Consider the following 14,317-nt stretch of genomic DNA (forward strand, 5'->3'; position numbering starts at 1 on the left):
AACGTAATGTTCAAGGCACCCAAGCGCGGCTAGACTGTCGGGCTGCCGACTCTTCCGGGTGCCTGATGAACCTTCGCATAATCCTTATTCTGGGGGCCTTGAGCGCATTTGCGCCGCTGGCCATCGACTTTTATCTACCGGGCTTCCCGGCCATGGCCGTGGCGTTCGGTACCGACGAAAAACATATCCAGCTGACCCTGGCGGTGTACTTCACCGGCCTGGCGATCGGCCAGTTGATCTATGGGCCGCTGGCGGATCGTTTTGGCCGGCGTATCCCGCTGTTGAGCGGCGTCACCCTGTTCACCGTGGCCTCCTTGGCGTGCGCCTATGCGCCGTCCCTGGAGTGGCTGATCGGTGCGCGTTTCGTCCAGGCCCTGGGCGGGTGTGCGGGCATGGTGATTTCCCGGGCGGTGGTCAGCGACAAGTGCGACGCGGTAGGCTCGGCCAAGGTCTTTTCGCAGTTGATGCTGGTGGTCGGGCTGGCACCGATCCTGGCACCGATGCTCGGTGGGGTAATGGTCAGCCTGTGGGGCTGGCAGTCGATTTTCCTCGCGCTGACGGTATTTAGCGTCGGCGCCGGGGTGGCGGTGGCTGTCGGTTTGCCGGAGAGCTTTCCGGCGCATCAGCCTCGGCAGCCATTGTCCGGGGCGTTGCGCCAGTACGGGCGCCTGCTGGCCGACCGGGTGTATCTGGGCTATGCCGTGACCGGTGGCATCGCGATTGGCGGGATGTTTGCCTACATTGCTGGTTCGCCTTTCGTGTTTATCAAGCTCTACGGCGTGCCGGCCGAGCACTATGGCTGGCTGTTTGGCACCAACGCCGCGGGTTTTATCCTGGTGGCCCAGGTCAACGCGCGGCTGCTGGCCAAGCGCGGCCCGGCGTTTCTGCTGACCCGCACGGTGTGGGTGTACCTCGCGGCGGCGCTGGCGTTGCTGGCGGTCAGTGCTCTGCATACCCAGGCGTTGTGGCCGCTGCTGGTGCCGCTGTTCCTGTGTATCGCCAGCCTGGGTTGCATCATGCCCAATACCTCCGCATGCGCGATGAACGGCCAGGGCGCGCGGGCCGGTAGCGCATCGGCCCTTTTGGGTTGCATTCAGTTTGGGGTGGCGGCGGGGGCGGCATCGTTGGTCGGCGCATTGCACGACGGCACGGCCATGCCGATGTCGATCGTCATCAGCCTGTGCGGGGTGTTGGCGGTAGTGGTGGCCATGTTGACCCAGCGCCTGCAACGGCAGCGAGCCTTGCAAGCGCAGGTCTGACGGCGTTTTCAGCCAGTAGCGCGCTGCTGGCTTTCGGGAAAGCGGTGGGGGGCCTGGATCCGGTTTTGCAGGGTGTTGGCGAAGGCGCGGGCCTCGGCTTCACTGCGGAAGGTAAAGGCATCGTGGTCCAGGCGCACCTGCCATTTGTCGCCTTGGGATTTTGCTAACGCTTTTATCAGGATCTTCATTGCTGACTTCCTCACGTAAAAGATTGCGTGGCAAAGGCGGCCAATATAAACCCGAATACGCTCACAAATATGACAAGGGTCAAGTGTCTGACTAGCGGTGCCGTCCGTTACCTACAACGATAGCGGACGACACTGACAGAGCCCGCGTCTTAGAAGCCTTCCAGCACAATTTTGCCCTTGGCCTTGCCGCTTTCCAGCAACCCATGGGCGCGGCGCAGGTTCTCTGCGTTGATCACGCCGAAGTGTTCGCCCACCGTGGTTTTCAGGGTGCCGGCGTCGATCAGCTCGGCCACGCGGTTGAGCAGGTTGTGTTGCTCGATCATGTCGGCAGTCTCGAACATCGACCGGGTGTACATGAACTCCCAATGCAGCGACAGGCTCTTGCGCTTGAGCTTGAGCACGTCCAGCGACTTGGGATCATCGATCAATGCCAGTTTGCCCTGGGGCACAAGGGCTTCGACCAACTGGTCCAGATGCTGGTCGGTCTGGGTCAGGCTGGCGACGTGGGTCACCTGCGGGTGGCCTGCGCGCTTGAGTTCTTCGCTCAGGGGCTGGCTGTGATCGACCACCAGGTCGGCCCCCAGGTCCTTGGCCCAGGCCTGGGTTTGCGGGCGCGAGGCGCTGCCAATGACCTTGAGCGCGGTGAGTTGCGCCGCCAGTTGGGTGAGGATCGACCCCACGCCACCGGCAGCGCCGACAATCAGCAGGCTCTGGCCTTGATCGGTCTTGCCTTCAGGGACTTGCAGGCGTTCGAACAGCAGTTCCCAGGCGGTGATAGCGGTCAGCGGCAGGGCAGCGGCTTCGGCAAAACCCAGGCTCTTGGGCATATGGCCGACGATGCGCTCATCCACGGTGTGCAGCTCGCTGTTGCCGCCCGGGCGTGTCAGGGAGCCGGCGTAGAACACCTTGTCGCCGGCCTTGAACAGTGTCACTTCGCTGCCGACGGCCTTGACCACGCCCGCAACGTCCCAGCCCAACACCTTGGCCGCGCCGTTTTCCGGGGCGACGTTCTGGCGGATCTTGGTGTCCACCGGGTTGACCGAGATGGCTTTGACTTCTACCAGTAGGTCGCGCGGGCCGGCCACCGGCTCAGGCAATTGGATATCTTGCAGGGACTTGGGGTCGTTGATTGGCAATGCGGCGTAGTAGGCGATGGCTTTCATGACGAGTTCCAGGGTGTGTGGAAGGGAATAGGTGGATCATTGGCTATTTCTCTTGCAGATAAAACCCGCTAAAAGAGCAGTCTCTTTCAATATATTTTTGATAATTAGTCGGGGCGATGCTCATGCTGCGTTTTGATGATTTGCAGTTGTTCGTGCGTGCGGCGGATTTGGGCAGTTTGTCTGCCGCCGCCCGGGTCATGGATATGTCGGCGGCGGTAGCCAGTGCCGCGTTGAAACGCATCGAGCAACAATTGGGCGTGCGCTTGCTGGCTCGCTCCACCCGCAGCCTGCGCCTGACCGCCGAGGGCGAGGGCTTCTTGCAGTACGCCCGTGGTGCCTTGAGCCAACTGGATGAAGGCCGGCGCCTGCTGGCCAGCGGTCAGGATCATGTCAGCGGTGTCCTGCAACTGTCGGCGCCTTCGGACTTCGGACGCAACCTACTATTGCCGTGGCTCGACGAATTTCAACGTGAGCACCCGCAATTGAGCGTACGCCTGCTGCTGGGCGACCGGATCGCCGACCTGTTCCGCCAGCCGGTGGATATCGCCTTGCGCTACGGCGAACCCGAGGACTCGAGCCTGGTGGCTTTGCCTGTGGCGCCGGACAATCGCCGGGTGCTGTGCGCGGCGCCCAGCTACCTGGCCCGCCATGGCGAGCCGCGCCACCTGGAGGAGTTGGCCCAGCACAATTGCCTGCTTTACATGCTCGGCAGCCGGGTGCACGACCATTGGAGCTTTCGCGATGGCAAGCGGGAAATCAGCCTGACCGTCACCGGTGACCGCTTCAGTGATGATGCCGATGTGGTGCGGCGCTGGGCCGTGGCCGGGGTGGGCATTGCCTACAAGTCCTGGCTGGATGTCAGCGCCGACGTGCTGGCCGGCCGTCTGCAGTTGCTCTTGCCGGAGCTGCAGGGTGAGCGCACACCGCTCAATCTGCTGTGCGCCCACCGCGCGCAATTGAGTAAACCGATCAATCTCCTGCGAGAAATGCTCGTGGCACGTTGTGGGAAGTTGAGCGCGCAGTTGCCTGAACGGCGAGGGACTACGCAATAACCCCAGGGGATTCAGGAAATTTCAGGCAGTTGCTGTAGCTGATTTGGCTGTAAGACGCCACGGAATCTGCTGCTTACACACTTATACTTTTGCGCGGAATGGAGCAGACCAACGATTCAACAGGGAGTGAGTACATGGAACAGGCACCTTGCATCAGCCAGATCGCCACCTTGCTGGCCGACCCTAAGCGCACCGCGATGATCTGGGCATTGATGGACGGCTCGGCCAAGCCGTCTGAAGAACTGGCGATGTTGGCTGGGTTATCGGCGTCATCGGCCAATGCGCATCTGGCGCGGTTGGCGGCGGGTGGATTGCTGCGTATTGAAGCCCGCGGGCGCAAACGCTTCTTCCGCATGGCGGCGGCGGATGTGGGCGCGGCAGTCGATGCGTTGGCCAGTACCACAATTGCCAGTGTGGCACGCATTGCGCCCAGCCGGCCGGTGGCGGCGTTGCTGGCGCCGGCAGCGTTGCGCCAGGCGCGGCTGTGCCATGACCACTTGGGCGGGGAAATGGCGGCGGCACTTTATCAACGCATGCTGCTGGCGAAGTGGATCGAGCGCTACGAACAGCGGATCCATGTGACGCCCCTGGGCGCACGGCATTTGGCCGAGCACGGCATTTTTACCCAGGCCTTGGCCCATCAGGGTTACTCGACGCTGGCTTGCGACTGTTTTGACTGGAGCGAGCAGCAGCCGCACCTGGGTGGGGCGCTGGGGGCGGGATTGTTGCAATTGTTCATGCAGTCGCGCTGGTTGAAGACGATCAACGAGTCGAGCGCACTGCAGGTCACCGAGGCCGGGCGCCTGGAAATTGCCCGGATAGCGGCTGTGTAGGAGCCGGCAAGCCGGCTCCTGCCTGGGTTGCTTACGGCTTGATCAGGCGTGCATCCAGGCTGTTTTGCGCCAGGCGGCTGGCCTGGTCTTGGGTCATGCCCAGCGAGGTGTGCAACGCGTGGAAGTTCTCGGTGACATACCCGCCGAAGTACGCCGGGTCATCCGAGTTCACCGTGACCTTCACCCCACGCTCGAGCATGTCGAGGATGTTGTGCTGGGCCATGTCGTCGAACACGCACAGTTTGGTATTGGACAGTGGGCACACGGTCAGGGGGATCTGCTCGTCGATGATCCGCTGCATCAGGCGCTCGTCTTCGATGGCGCGCACGCCATGGTCGATACGCTGGATCTTCAGCAGGTCGAGGGCTTCCCAGATGTACTCCGGTGGGCCTTCTTCGCCAGCATGGGCGACGGTCAGGAAACCTTCGCCACGGGCGCGATCGAACACGCGCTGGAACTTGCTCGGCGGGTGGCCCATTTCCGAGCTGTCCAGGCCCACGGCGACAAACGCATCACGGAACGGTAGCGCCTGGTCGAGGGTTTTTTCGGCTTCTTCTTCGCTCAGGTGGCGCAGGAAGCTGAGGATCAGGCCGCTGGTGATGCCCAGTTGCTGCTCGCCATCTTTGAGCGCGCTGGCGATGCCATTGAGCACCACTTCAAACGGGATACCACGGTCGGTGTGGGTCTGCGGGTCGAAGAACGGCTCGGTATGAATCACGTTCTGCGCTTTGCAACGCAGCAGGTAGGCCCAGGTCAGGTCGTAGAAATCCTGGGAGGTGCGCAATACATCGGCGCCCTTGTAGTAGAGGTCGAGAAACTCTTGCAGGTTATTGAAGGCGTAGGCCTTGCGCAGGGTTTCGACGTCATTCCACGGCAGCGCGATTTTGTTGCGTTCGGCCAGGGCGAACAGCAGCTCGGGCTCCAGCGAACCCTCCAGGTGCAGGTGCAGTTCGGCCTTGGGCAGGGCGTTGAGCCAGTCGTACATGTGTGCGTTCTCATCAGGTGCAATGGCGGCATTCTACAGGCCAGGGCGCAAATAATCGGTAAAACCTGACCGAGCGGTAAGCATTGTTCGTGCCTGCGGCAATGGGTGAATGAACTAAGGTGTAACGAAACGTTAGCGAATCGCCGCAGTCTGTACCCCATCAATGACTGAATCGCCGCTCGAAAAGGCCCGCAATGCTCACATCCCTCAAGCAAGAAAAATTCATGTGGCTGGCGCTGATCGCCGCCATCGCGGCCTACCCGCTGGAGCACTGGCTGCTGCACAGTGGGCAGGTGACGGCACTGCTCGGTGGCCTGGTGCTGATCGGTTTTATCGTCATGGCGTCGATGCGCGTGGCCCACCACGCCGAACTTCTCGCTGAAAAGGTCGGCGACCCCTACGGCACCATGATCCTGACCCTCGCGGCAGTGCTGGTGGAAGTGGTGATCCTGGCGATCATGATGAGCAACGAGGCGTCGCCGACCCTGGTGCGCGACACGATTTACTCGGCGGTGATGCTGGATATCAACGGCATCTTAGGCTTGGCCGCGCTGATGGGTGGCATCAAGCATGGGGAACAGTCCTACAACGATGATTCGGCGCGGACCTACAGCGTGATGATCCTCACCGCCATGGGCGTATCCATGGTGGTACCGGAATTTATCCCCGAGGCCGATTGGAAAATCTACTCGGCCTTCACCATTGGCGCGATGGTGGTGTTGTACGCCTTGTTCCTGCGCATGCAGGTGGGGCCACACAGCTACTTCTTCAGCTACAGCTATCCGGAAAAACGCCGCAAGCCGTTGCCGGAAGAACAGGCTTCGTCGGTCAACCTGACATTCTCCATCGCAACCCTGGTGTTTGGCGTGGTGGTGATTGGCGCATTGGCCGAAGTGATGTCCAAGACCCTGGACCTTGGCCTGGAGGGCACGGGCGCGCCGCCGGTGATCACGGCGATCCTGGTGGCGGCGATTTCCGCCGCCCCGGAGATTCTGACCGCCTTGCGTGCGGCATTGGCCAACCGCATGCAGTCGGTGGTCAACATCGCGCTGGGTGCTTCGTTGTCGACGGTGATCTTGACCGTGCCGGTGATGGAAGCCATGGCGCTGTACACCGGCCAGCCGTTTCAGATGGCGATGACGCCGGTGCAAACCGTGATGGTGTTTATCACGCTGATTGTCAGCGCGATCAACCTCAACGATGGCGAAACCAACGCCATCGAAGGGATGACCCATTTTGTGCTGTTTGCGACCTTTATCATGTTGTCGCTGCTGGGCGTGTAGTCAGCCGGCGATCAACTGCCGCGCCGCCTGGCTGTGATCGGCGATCAGGCCCTTGAGGTCCATGCCCTCGATTTGCCCCTCGATCACCCGCCACTTGCCGCCCACCATCACTCGATCCGCACGGTCGGCGCCGCATAGCAGCAGCGCCGAAACAGGGTCGTGGCTGCCGGAGAAGCGCAGCTCATCGAGTTTGAACAGCGCCAGGTCGGCCTGTTTGCCTACCGCCAGTTCACCGATATCGCTACGGCCGAGCAACTGCGCAGAACCCTTGGTGGCCCAGCCCAGTACGCCTTCAGGGGTGATTTTTTCCGCGCCGTAGCGCAGGCGCTGGATATACAGGGCCTGGCGTGTTTCCAAAATCATGTTGGAGGCATCGTTGGAAGCCGAGCCGTCCACGCCCAGGCCAATCGGCGCGCCGGCGGCGACCAGGTCCAGGGTCGGGCAGATGCCGGAGGCCAGGCGCATGTTGGAGCTTGGGCAATGGCAAATCCCGGTGCCGGCCGCGCCCAGGCGGGCGATCTCCTCAGGGTTGAAGTGAATGCCATGGGCCAGCCAGGTGCGGGGGCCGAGCCAGCCGACGCTGTCGAGGTAGTCCACGGTGCGCAGGCCGAAGCGTTGCAGGCAGAAGTCTTCTTCGTCGAGGGTTTCGGCCAGGTGGGTGTGCAGGCGCACATCGAGCTGGTTCGCCAGTTCGGCACTGGCGCTCATGATTTGGGGGGTGACCGAAAACGGCGAGCAGGGCGCCAGGGCGATCTGGATTTGCGCGCCGTCGCCGCGCTCGTGGTAGCGCTTGATCAGGCGCTGGCTGTCTTCGAGGATCACTTCGCCCTGCTGCACCGTCTGTTGCGGTGGCAGGCCGCCGTCGGCTTCGCCCAGACTCATCGAACCGCGAGTGAGCATGGCGCGCATGCCCAATTCGCGCACGCTGTCGACTTGCACGTCGATCGCCTGCTCCAGGCCATCGGGGAACAGGTAGTGGTGATCGGCCGCGGTGGTGCAGCCTGAGAGCAGCAGTTCGGCGAGCGCGACTTTGCTGGCCAGGGCCAGTTTTTCCGGGGTCAGGCGCGCCCAGACCGGGTACAGGGTTTTCAGCCAGGGGAACAGCGGCTGGTTGACCACCGGGGCCCAGGCGCGGGTCAGGGTCTGGTAGAAGTGATGGTGGGTGTTGATCAGGCCGGGAAGGATCACGTGCTCGCGGGCGTCGAAGGTGTGTTCGCAGGCCAAGCTTGGTTGTTGGCCGAGGGCGAGTACTTCAACGATCACGCCGTCTTGCAGCACCAGGCCGCCACGGGCATCGAGAGCATTGGCAGTGAAAATCGCGAGAGGGTTTTTTAACCAGGTACGGGTCGCAGGCATTGGCCGGCTCCTCTGAATGATGGGTTCAGGTTTGCCAGCTCAGTGTTGCCCTGTCTGCTGATCCAGGGTCGCCGGTAAGGCGAGGAGGGAAGTCTACGTGGAGTGAGCGGTGGGGTCTATCCACCGCTCATCCGACATCCATTTATCCTGTAGGAGCCGGCTTGCCGGCGATGAGGCCCGCCAATATTGCGATGTTCTCAGTGACGCCATCGCCGGCAAGCCGGCTCCTACAGGGTGGGGTTACCAGGGAATGGTCTGGCCCTTGTAGTTGACGAAATGATGGCCGCCCTTGCCGGTGTAGGCGTTCACTTGGGCAATCAGGCCGCGCACGCTGGTCTCCACGTCCAGGTCGGCCCCTTCGCCGCCCATATCGGTCTTGACCCAGCCCGGATGCAACGACAGGACGGTCAGTTTCTGCTCGCCCAATTGCGACACGAAGCTGTTGGTCATGGAGTTCAGGGCGGCCTTGCTGGCCTTGTACAGCGCAAGGTCTGGTGCGTCGGGCATGGTCACGCTGCCCAGCACCGAGCTCATGAACGCCAGTACGCCGCTGCCCTGGCGAATCTGCGGGGCAAAGCGTTGAGCCAGGTTGATCGGCGCCACGGCATTGGTGAAAAACAGTTGGCCGACTTCGGCCTGGGTCGCGTGGCCCGGGGTCTGGTTGGCCGGGCCCTTGACGCCGGCGTTGACGAACAGCAGGTCGAAGGTCTGGGTTTTCAGGCGCTGGTTCAAGGCGATGACGGCCTGTTGGTCGTCCATGTCCAGTTGCTCGATCTGTACCGGGCCCAGGTTTTTAAGGGCGTCGGCTTTTTGCGGGTTGCGCACGGTGGCGGTGACTTGCCAGCCATCAGCCAGCAATTGCTTGACCAGGCCAAGGCCCAGCCCGCGCGAGGCGCCGATGATCAGTGCGGTTTTTGGCGTAGACATGAAGGCTTCCTTTGGCGTCGGGGTTCAGTGAACAACCTTATCAGGTTCAGCGTTGCAGCAGGATTCGTCCGCGGCTCAGGTCGGCCAACTGCGTTTGCAGGGTGTCGATATGGGCTTCGCCGAGTGCCAGTTGCAGCTCCACGCCGTTGGCGGTGAAGGTTTCTTCCACCACTAGGCCACCCAGTTCGGCGACACGCAGCTTTACCAGCGTCAACTCGGCAAAGCCGCAGGCGCAACTCAAGGGCACGCGGCTGATCAGTTCGACCCGTTCGGCGTTTTGCAGGCATTTATTCGCGCCGCCCCCATAGGCCCGGGCCAGGCCACCGGTACCCAGTTGGATACCGCCATACCAGCGGACCACCAGCACCACGACCTGGTCAAACCCCTGGGCCTCGATGGCGGCCAGGATCGGCCGCCCGGCGGTGCCGCCGGGTTCACCGTCGTCGTTGCTGCGGTATTGCCCACCGAGTTTCCAGGCCCAGCAATTGTGCGTGGCGTTGAGGTCGCTGTGCTGCTCGATAAACGCCTGGGCGTCCTGCGGGCTGGTAATCGGTGCGGCATAGGTGATGAAGCGGCTTTTGCGGATTTCTTCGCGAAATTCGCAAAAGCCCGTAAGGGTGAAAGGCATTGGATCGCTTCGTTCAGAGGGCAGGCTTGATGCCACAGCCCTTGAGAATAATGTGGATAAGGTTGCTGCCGGCGTCTTCCATGTCCTGCTTGGTCAGCTTGGTGCGACCGGTCACGCGGCAGATCTGGGTCGCGAAGTCAGCGTAATGCTGGGTGCTGCCCCACAGCAGGAAGATCAAGTGTACCGGATCCACGGGGTCCATCTTGCCGGCATCGATCCAGGCCTGGAATACCGCAGCCCGGCCGCTGAACCAGGCGCGGTAGTCCTGGCTGAAATATTCGGTAAGGCATTCGCCGCCGCTGATGATCTCCATGGCGAAGATCCGCGAAGCCTGGGGCTGGCGCCGCGAGTATTCCATCTTGGTGCGGATATAGCGGGTCAGCGCCTCGGCAGGATCATCCTCGGCGGTCAAGGTGTTGAAGGTGCTGTCCCACAGTTCGAGGATATTGCTCAGTACCGCGATATACAGCCCCAGCTTATTGGTGAAGTAATAATGCAGGTTGGCCTTCGGTAGCCCGGCGCTCGCGGCGATGGTGTTCATGCTGGTGCCTTTGTAGCCATGCCGGGCGAATTCATCTTCAGCGGCCTGGATGATCGCTTGTTCGTTCTTTTGCCGAATGCGGCTGGCGGGTTTTCCGGCGTGGCTGTTGTGGGCAGGAACTTCGAGGCTCATGGAGGTTTCCGTGCAGATCGATGAATGCGATTGCTGCACAGATAACCCACCCTCAAGCCTCAGACAAGTCCCGATACGATAAAAGCGTCAAAGCGGTTCCAGCGTGTCGTTTTCCACGAGTGGATTTGCGGCAGGCGTTGTCGCCTTGGATTCCGGCAGGATCAGGCACAACACAATCGCCGTCAGCCCGCCGCTGGTGATGGCTGAATCGAACAGGTTTTGCACCAGGGTTGGCATCAGGTGTAACAGGTTCGGTTGCGCGGCGATGCCCAGGCCGACCCCAAACGAGGTGGCGATGATCGGCATGCTGCGGCGGTCCAGCGGGGCTTGGGCCAGGATGCGCACGCCGGCGGCGGCCACGCTGCCGAACATCACCAGGGTCGCGCCACCGAGCACCGGCTTGGGGATTTGCTGCAATACCGCGCCAATCAGTGGAAACAGCCCGAGGCAAAATAGCACTACGCCGATGTACAGGCCCACATAGCGGCTGGCGACGCCGGTCAACTGGATCACGCCGTTGTTCTGGGCAAAGGTGGTGTTGGGGAACGCGCTGAAAGTGGCGGCGATCATGCAACTGACGCCATCCCCCAGCACGCCGCCCTTGAGCCGGCTTATATAGGAAGGGCCGCTGATGGGCTGGCGGGCGATCATGCAGTTGGCGGTGAGGTCGCCCACGGTTTCGATGCTGCTGATCAGATAAATCAGCGCGACCGGCAGGAAAGCGCTCCAGTCGAAGCTGAAGCCAAAATGGAACGGCGCCGGCAGGCTGATCAAGGGCAGGTCGGGCAGGGGTTGGGGCACCAGCTTGCCGCTGAACCAGGCGGCGAGGCTGCCCAATAGCAGGCCGATGATGATTGCGCTCAGGCGTACCCAGGGCGTATTCGAGCGATTGAGCAGGATAATCGTCAGCACCACGAACAGGCCCAGGGCCAGGTTGGTCGGCGCGCCAAAGTCCGGCGCATTGAAGCCGCCGCCCAGGTCGGTGATGCCCACCTTGATCAGGCTGATGCCAATCAGGGTAATCACAATCCCGGTTACCAGCGGCGTGATGACCCGGCGCAGTTGGCCGATAAAACGGCTCAACACGACCTGCACCAGCGCGCCGAAAAAGCACACGCCAAAGATCATCGCCAGGATGTCTTCCGGGCTGCCGCCGCGCTGCTTGACCAGGAAACCCGTCGATAACACTGCGCCGAGAAAGGCAAAGCTGGTGCCTTGCAGGCAGATCATCCCCGCGCCAATTCCAAACGGCCTACGGGCCTGGATGAAGGTGCCGACACCGGAAACCATCAACGCCATGCTGATCAAGTAGGGCAGGTGGGCGGCCAGGCCCAGGGTCGAGCCGATTATCAGAGGCGGGGTGATGATGCCGACGAAGCTGGCGAGCACATGTTGCAGGGCCGCGAGCAATGCGGGCAGTGGTTTGGGACGGTCGTTGAGGCCGTAGATCAGGTCGCTGGCGCTGGAGGATTCTGGTGGCATGGCATGTGGACTCGGGGCTGACGGTTCATGGTCCCTGTGCCTTGCAAAAAGCTGTCCACTTGCTCAGGTTTTGTGTGGGCCCCGTATCAGCGGGTCGCGGCCAGGCTGTCGAGAAAGCTTTCCAGCACCAAATGGGGGCGGCGGCCCTTGCGGGTGACCGAAGCCAGGCTTAAATCGTAAAAACGTGTAGGCGGTTTCAGCGCACGCAGTCGGCCTTGTTGCACCCACAGGCTGGCGTAGTGGTCGGGCAGGTAGCCGATATAGCGCCCCGTGAGGATCAGGAAGGCCATGCCTTCGCGGTCGGAAGCGCTGGCGGTGCAGTTGAGCGCCTGATAATGGGCCTGGATATCGGCGGGCAGGCGGAAGGTTGGTGCGATGGCGTCCTGGCTATTGATGCGGTGGTCGTCCAGTTGCTTGTCGTCCGCATAAAACAGCGGATGGCCCACCGCGCAGTAGAGCAGCGAACGCTCGCTGTACAGGGGTTGGTACTCCAGGCCCGACAGTGCGCTGGCCTGGGGCACCACGCCGACATGCAGGCGCCCGTCGAGCACACCTTGTTCCACTTCGTTGGGGGCGATCATGCGGATCTGGATCTGCACGTCCGGGCCGCGTTCTTTCAACTGCGCCAGGGCATGGGTGATGCGCATATGGGGCAGGGTCACCAGGTTGTCGGTCAGGCCGATGATCAGTTCGCCGCGCAGGTGCTGGTGCAGGCCGTTGACCTCGGTGCGGAAACTCTCCAGCGCACTTAATAGTTGCAGTGCGGACTGGTAGACCTCGCGACCTTCTTCCGTCAGAGAGAAACCGGCGCGCCCGCGCTGGCACAGGCGCAGGCCCAGGCGCTGTTCGAGGTCGCTCATTTGCTGGCTGATGGCCGAACGGCCGATGCCCAGCACGGTTTCCGCCGCCGAGAAGCCTCCGCACTCCACCACACTGCGGAAGATGCGCAACAGGCGGATATCGAAGTCGCTGACTTGGGCTAGCGGGTCGGGTCGACGGCTGCTCATAGTTTAGTGAATGCCTGACTGAAGGTTAGAAGAGTTGCATTTCCTAGACTTTATCCCCGTGGCAATTTAGCTGCAACAACGCTTTTCAATCCCGACGCTGCCTTTTGCCCTGCGAGGTTTTGCTGATGAACATGCCCGAAAACGCCCCATCCACCCTGGCCAGCCAATTGAAGCTGGATGCCCACTGGATGCCTTACACCGCCAACCGTAACTTCCAGCGCGACCCACGCCTGATCGTGGGTGCCGAAGGCAGTTGGTTGATCGATGACAAGGGGCGTCGGGTCTATGACTCGCTGTCGGGGCTGTGGACCTGCGGCGCAGGGCACACGCGCAAGGAGATCCAGGAAGCGGTCGCCAAGCAACTGGGCACCCTGGACTACTCGCCAGGCTTCCAATACGGTCATCCTTTGTCCTTCCAGTTGGCAGAAAAGATTACCGACCTGACCCCAGGCAACCTGAATCATGTGTTTTTCACTGACTCCGGCTCCGAGTGCGCCGATACGGCGGTGAAGATGGTGCGTGCGTACTGGCGCCTAAAGGGCCAGGCAACCAAGACCAAGATGATCGGCCGCGCTCGTGGTTATCACGGGGTGAATATCGCCGGTACCAGCCTGGGCGGCGTCAACGGCAACCGTAAGATTTTTGGTCAGGCGATGATGGATGTTGATCACCTGCCCCATACCCTGCTGGCCAGTAATGCCTTCTCCCGCGGCATGCCGGAGTTGGGCGGTATTGCCCTGGCTGACGAGTTGCTCAAGCTGATCGAGTTGCATGATGCTTCGAACATCGCTGCGGTGTTCGTCGAGCCGATGGCAGGCTCGGCTGGCGTGCTCGTACCACCCCAGGGCTACCTCAAGCGCCTGCGTGAAATCTGTGACCAGCACAACATCCTGCTGGTGTTCGACGAAGTGATTACCGGCTTTGGCCGGACCGGCTCGATGTTTGGTGCCGATAGCTTCGGTGTGACGCCGGACCTGATGTGCATCGCCAAGCAAGTCACCAACGGGGCGATTCCGATGGGTGCGGTGATTGCCAGCAGCGAGATCTATCAGACATTCATGAACCAGGCGACGCCTGAGTACGCGGTGGAATTCCCACACGGCTATACCTACTCGGCACACCCGGTAGCTTGCGCAGCCGGGTTGGCGGCATTGGATCTGTTGCAGAAGGAAAACCTGGTGCAGAGCGTGGCCGAAGTCGCGCCGCACTTTGAGAATGCGCTGCATGGCCTCAAGGGCAGCAAGAATGTGATCGACATTCGTAACTACGGCCTGGCCGGTGCGATCCAGATTGCACCGCGTGATGGGGACGCCATCGTGCGCCCATTCGAAGCAGGCATGGCGTTGTGGAAGGCCGGGTTCTATGTGCGTTTTGGCGGCGACACCCTGCAGTTCGGCCCAACCTTCAACAGCAAGCCGCAGGACCTGGATCGCTTGTTCGATGCGGTCGGCGAAGTGCTGAACACGATCGACTGATTTCTC

14 protein-coding genes are annotated in these 14,317 nt (G+C 61.7%); 5 read left to right on the forward strand and 9 right to left on the reverse strand.

All coding sequences use genetic code 11. The features are described 5' to 3' along the window. The first annotated feature begins 65 nt into the window (after positions 1–65). Positions 66–1,259 carry a multidrug effflux MFS transporter gene (locus tag ACSSVH_RS03125; RefSeq protein ID WP_169957139.1) on the forward strand — a complete coding sequence of 398 codons (1,194 nt, stop codon included), beginning with the start codon at positions 66–68 and terminating at the stop codon, positions 1,257–1,259. A gap of 8 nt (positions 1,260–1,267) precedes the next feature. On the opposite strand, the gene ACSSVH_RS03130 is transcribed toward ACSSVH_RS03125, so the two are convergent. Together ACSSVH_RS03130 and ACSSVH_RS03135 are read right to left on the reverse strand one after the other, a co-directional pair. Beyond that, positions 1,268–1,447, reverse strand: a complete 180-nt coding sequence (locus ACSSVH_RS03130; protein ID WP_432754996.1) for a hypothetical protein — start codon at positions 1,445–1,447, stop codon at positions 1,268–1,270. A gap of 149 nt (positions 1,448–1,596) precedes the next feature. Beyond that, positions 1,597–2,610, reverse strand: a complete 1,014-nt coding sequence (locus ACSSVH_RS03135) for a zinc-binding alcohol dehydrogenase family protein (protein ID WP_169957140.1) — start codon at positions 2,608–2,610, stop codon at positions 1,597–1,599. A gap of 122 nt (positions 2,611–2,732) precedes the next feature. On the opposite strand from ACSSVH_RS03135, the gene vimR reads away from it, so the two are divergent. Together vimR and ACSSVH_RS03145 are read left to right on the forward strand one after the other, a co-directional pair. After that, positions 2,733–3,662, forward strand: coding sequence for a transcription regulator VimR (gene vimR / locus ACSSVH_RS03140; protein WP_492634067.1), 930 nt, complete (start codon positions 2,733–2,735; stop codon positions 3,660–3,662). Positions 3,663–3,796: 134 nt separating this feature from the next. Continuing rightward, positions 3,797–4,495, forward strand: coding sequence for an ArsR/SmtB family transcription factor (locus ACSSVH_RS03145; protein WP_170042551.1), 699 nt, complete (start codon positions 3,797–3,799; stop codon positions 4,493–4,495). A gap of 31 nt (positions 4,496–4,526) precedes the next feature. Here the strand turns inward: ACSSVH_RS03145 and ACSSVH_RS03150 are convergent, their stop codons facing one another. Further along, the gene (locus ACSSVH_RS03150) at positions 4,527–5,480 is read right to left on the reverse strand and encodes an adenosine deaminase (RefSeq protein WP_170042552.1); all 954 of its coding nucleotides are present in this window, start codon (positions 5,478–5,480) and stop codon (positions 4,527–4,529) included. A gap of 194 nt (positions 5,481–5,674) precedes the next feature. Between ACSSVH_RS03150 and ACSSVH_RS03155 the strand changes: the two genes are divergently transcribed. Then, positions 5,675–6,763, forward strand: coding sequence for a calcium:cation antiporter (locus ACSSVH_RS03155; RefSeq protein ID WP_492634068.1), 1,089 nt, complete (start codon positions 5,675–5,677; stop codon positions 6,761–6,763). On the opposite strand, the gene ACSSVH_RS03160 is transcribed toward ACSSVH_RS03155, so the two are convergent. The 6 genes from ACSSVH_RS03160 to ACSSVH_RS03185 form a co-directional block, all read right to left on the reverse strand. Beyond that, positions 6,764–8,119: an 8-oxoguanine deaminase gene (locus tag ACSSVH_RS03160; protein ID WP_170042554.1), complete on the reverse strand. Its 1,356-nt coding sequence runs from the start codon at positions 8,117–8,119 to the stop codon at positions 6,764–6,766. Positions 8,120–8,359: 240 nt separating this feature from the next. Beyond that, complete coding sequence (locus ACSSVH_RS03165; protein WP_169957148.1) at positions 8,360–9,046, reverse strand: SDR family oxidoreductase; 687 nt, start codon at positions 9,044–9,046, stop codon at positions 8,360–8,362. 46 nt (positions 9,047–9,092) lie between these two features. Further along, positions 9,093–9,674, reverse strand: coding sequence for an IMPACT family protein (locus ACSSVH_RS03170; RefSeq protein ID WP_169957150.1), 582 nt, complete (start codon positions 9,672–9,674; stop codon positions 9,093–9,095). A 13-nt stretch (positions 9,675–9,687) separates the two neighbouring features. Next, the gene (locus ACSSVH_RS03175) at positions 9,688–10,347 is read right to left on the reverse strand and encodes a TetR/AcrR family transcriptional regulator (protein ID WP_169957152.1); all 660 of its coding nucleotides are present in this window, start codon (positions 10,345–10,347) and stop codon (positions 9,688–9,690) included. An 87-nt stretch (positions 10,348–10,434) separates the two neighbouring features. Continuing rightward, positions 10,435–11,829: a uracil-xanthine permease family protein gene (locus tag ACSSVH_RS03180; RefSeq protein WP_492634069.1), complete on the reverse strand. Its 1,395-nt coding sequence runs from the start codon at positions 11,827–11,829 to the stop codon at positions 10,435–10,437. An 86-nt stretch (positions 11,830–11,915) separates the two neighbouring features. Continuing rightward, entirely contained in the window at positions 11,916–12,836 is a 921-nt protein-coding gene (locus ACSSVH_RS03185; protein ID WP_169957154.1) for a LysR family transcriptional regulator, read from the reverse strand. A gap of 125 nt (positions 12,837–12,961) precedes the next feature. On the opposite strand from ACSSVH_RS03185, the gene aptA reads away from it, so the two are divergent. After that, complete coding sequence (gene aptA, locus ACSSVH_RS03190; RefSeq protein ID WP_169957156.1) at positions 12,962–14,311, forward strand: omega-aminotransferase AptA; 1,350 nt, start codon at positions 12,962–12,964, stop codon at positions 14,309–14,311. The last annotated feature ends 6 nt before the right edge of the window (positions 14,312–14,317 follow it).

Source organism: Pseudomonas sp. HC1(2025) (assembly GCF_058742075.1).

What these genes read in the sequence shown, in the direction of transcription:
- ACSSVH_RS03125 (WP_169957139.1), top strand. Translation starts at nt 66, where the DNA reads ATGAACCTTCGCATAATCCTTATTCTGGGGGCCTTGAGCGCATTTGCG.
- ACSSVH_RS03130 (WP_432754996.1), bottom strand. Translation starts at nt 1,447, where the DNA reads ATGAAGATCCTGATAAAAGCGTTAGCAAAATCCCAAGGCGACAAATGG.
- ACSSVH_RS03135 (WP_169957140.1), bottom strand. Translation starts at nt 2,610, where the DNA reads ATGAAAGCCATCGCCTACTACGCCGCATTGCCAATCAACGACCCCAAG.
- vimR (WP_492634067.1), top strand. Translation starts at nt 2,733, where the DNA reads ATGCTGCGTTTTGATGATTTGCAGTTGTTCGTGCGTGCGGCGGATTTG.
- ACSSVH_RS03145 (WP_170042551.1), top strand. Translation starts at nt 3,797, where the DNA reads ATGGAACAGGCACCTTGCATCAGCCAGATCGCCACCTTGCTGGCCGAC.
- ACSSVH_RS03150 (WP_170042552.1), bottom strand. Translation starts at nt 5,480, where the DNA reads ATGTACGACTGGCTCAACGCCCTGCCCAAGGCCGAACTGCACCTGCAC.
- ACSSVH_RS03155 (WP_492634068.1), top strand. Translation starts at nt 5,675, where the DNA reads ATGCTCACATCCCTCAAGCAAGAAAAATTCATGTGGCTGGCGCTGATC.
- ACSSVH_RS03160 (WP_170042554.1), bottom strand. Translation starts at nt 8,119, where the DNA reads ATGCCTGCGACCCGTACCTGGTTAAAAAACCCTCTCGCGATTTTCACT.
- ACSSVH_RS03165 (WP_169957148.1), bottom strand. Translation starts at nt 9,046, where the DNA reads ATGTCTACGCCAAAAACCGCACTGATCATCGGCGCCTCGCGCGGGCTG.
- ACSSVH_RS03170 (WP_169957150.1), bottom strand. Translation starts at nt 9,674, where the DNA reads ATGCCTTTCACCCTTACGGGCTTTTGCGAATTTCGCGAAGAAATCCGC.
- ACSSVH_RS03175 (WP_169957152.1), bottom strand. Translation starts at nt 10,347, where the DNA reads ATGAGCCTCGAAGTTCCTGCCCACAACAGCCACGCCGGAAAACCCGCC.
- ACSSVH_RS03180 (WP_492634069.1), bottom strand. Translation starts at nt 11,829, where the DNA reads ATGCCACCAGAATCCTCCAGCGCCAGCGACCTGATCTACGGCCTCAAC.
- ACSSVH_RS03185 (WP_169957154.1), bottom strand. Translation starts at nt 12,836, where the DNA reads ATGAGCAGCCGTCGACCCGACCCGCTAGCCCAAGTCAGCGACTTCGAT.
- aptA (WP_169957156.1), top strand. Translation starts at nt 12,962, where the DNA reads ATGAACATGCCCGAAAACGCCCCATCCACCCTGGCCAGCCAATTGAAG.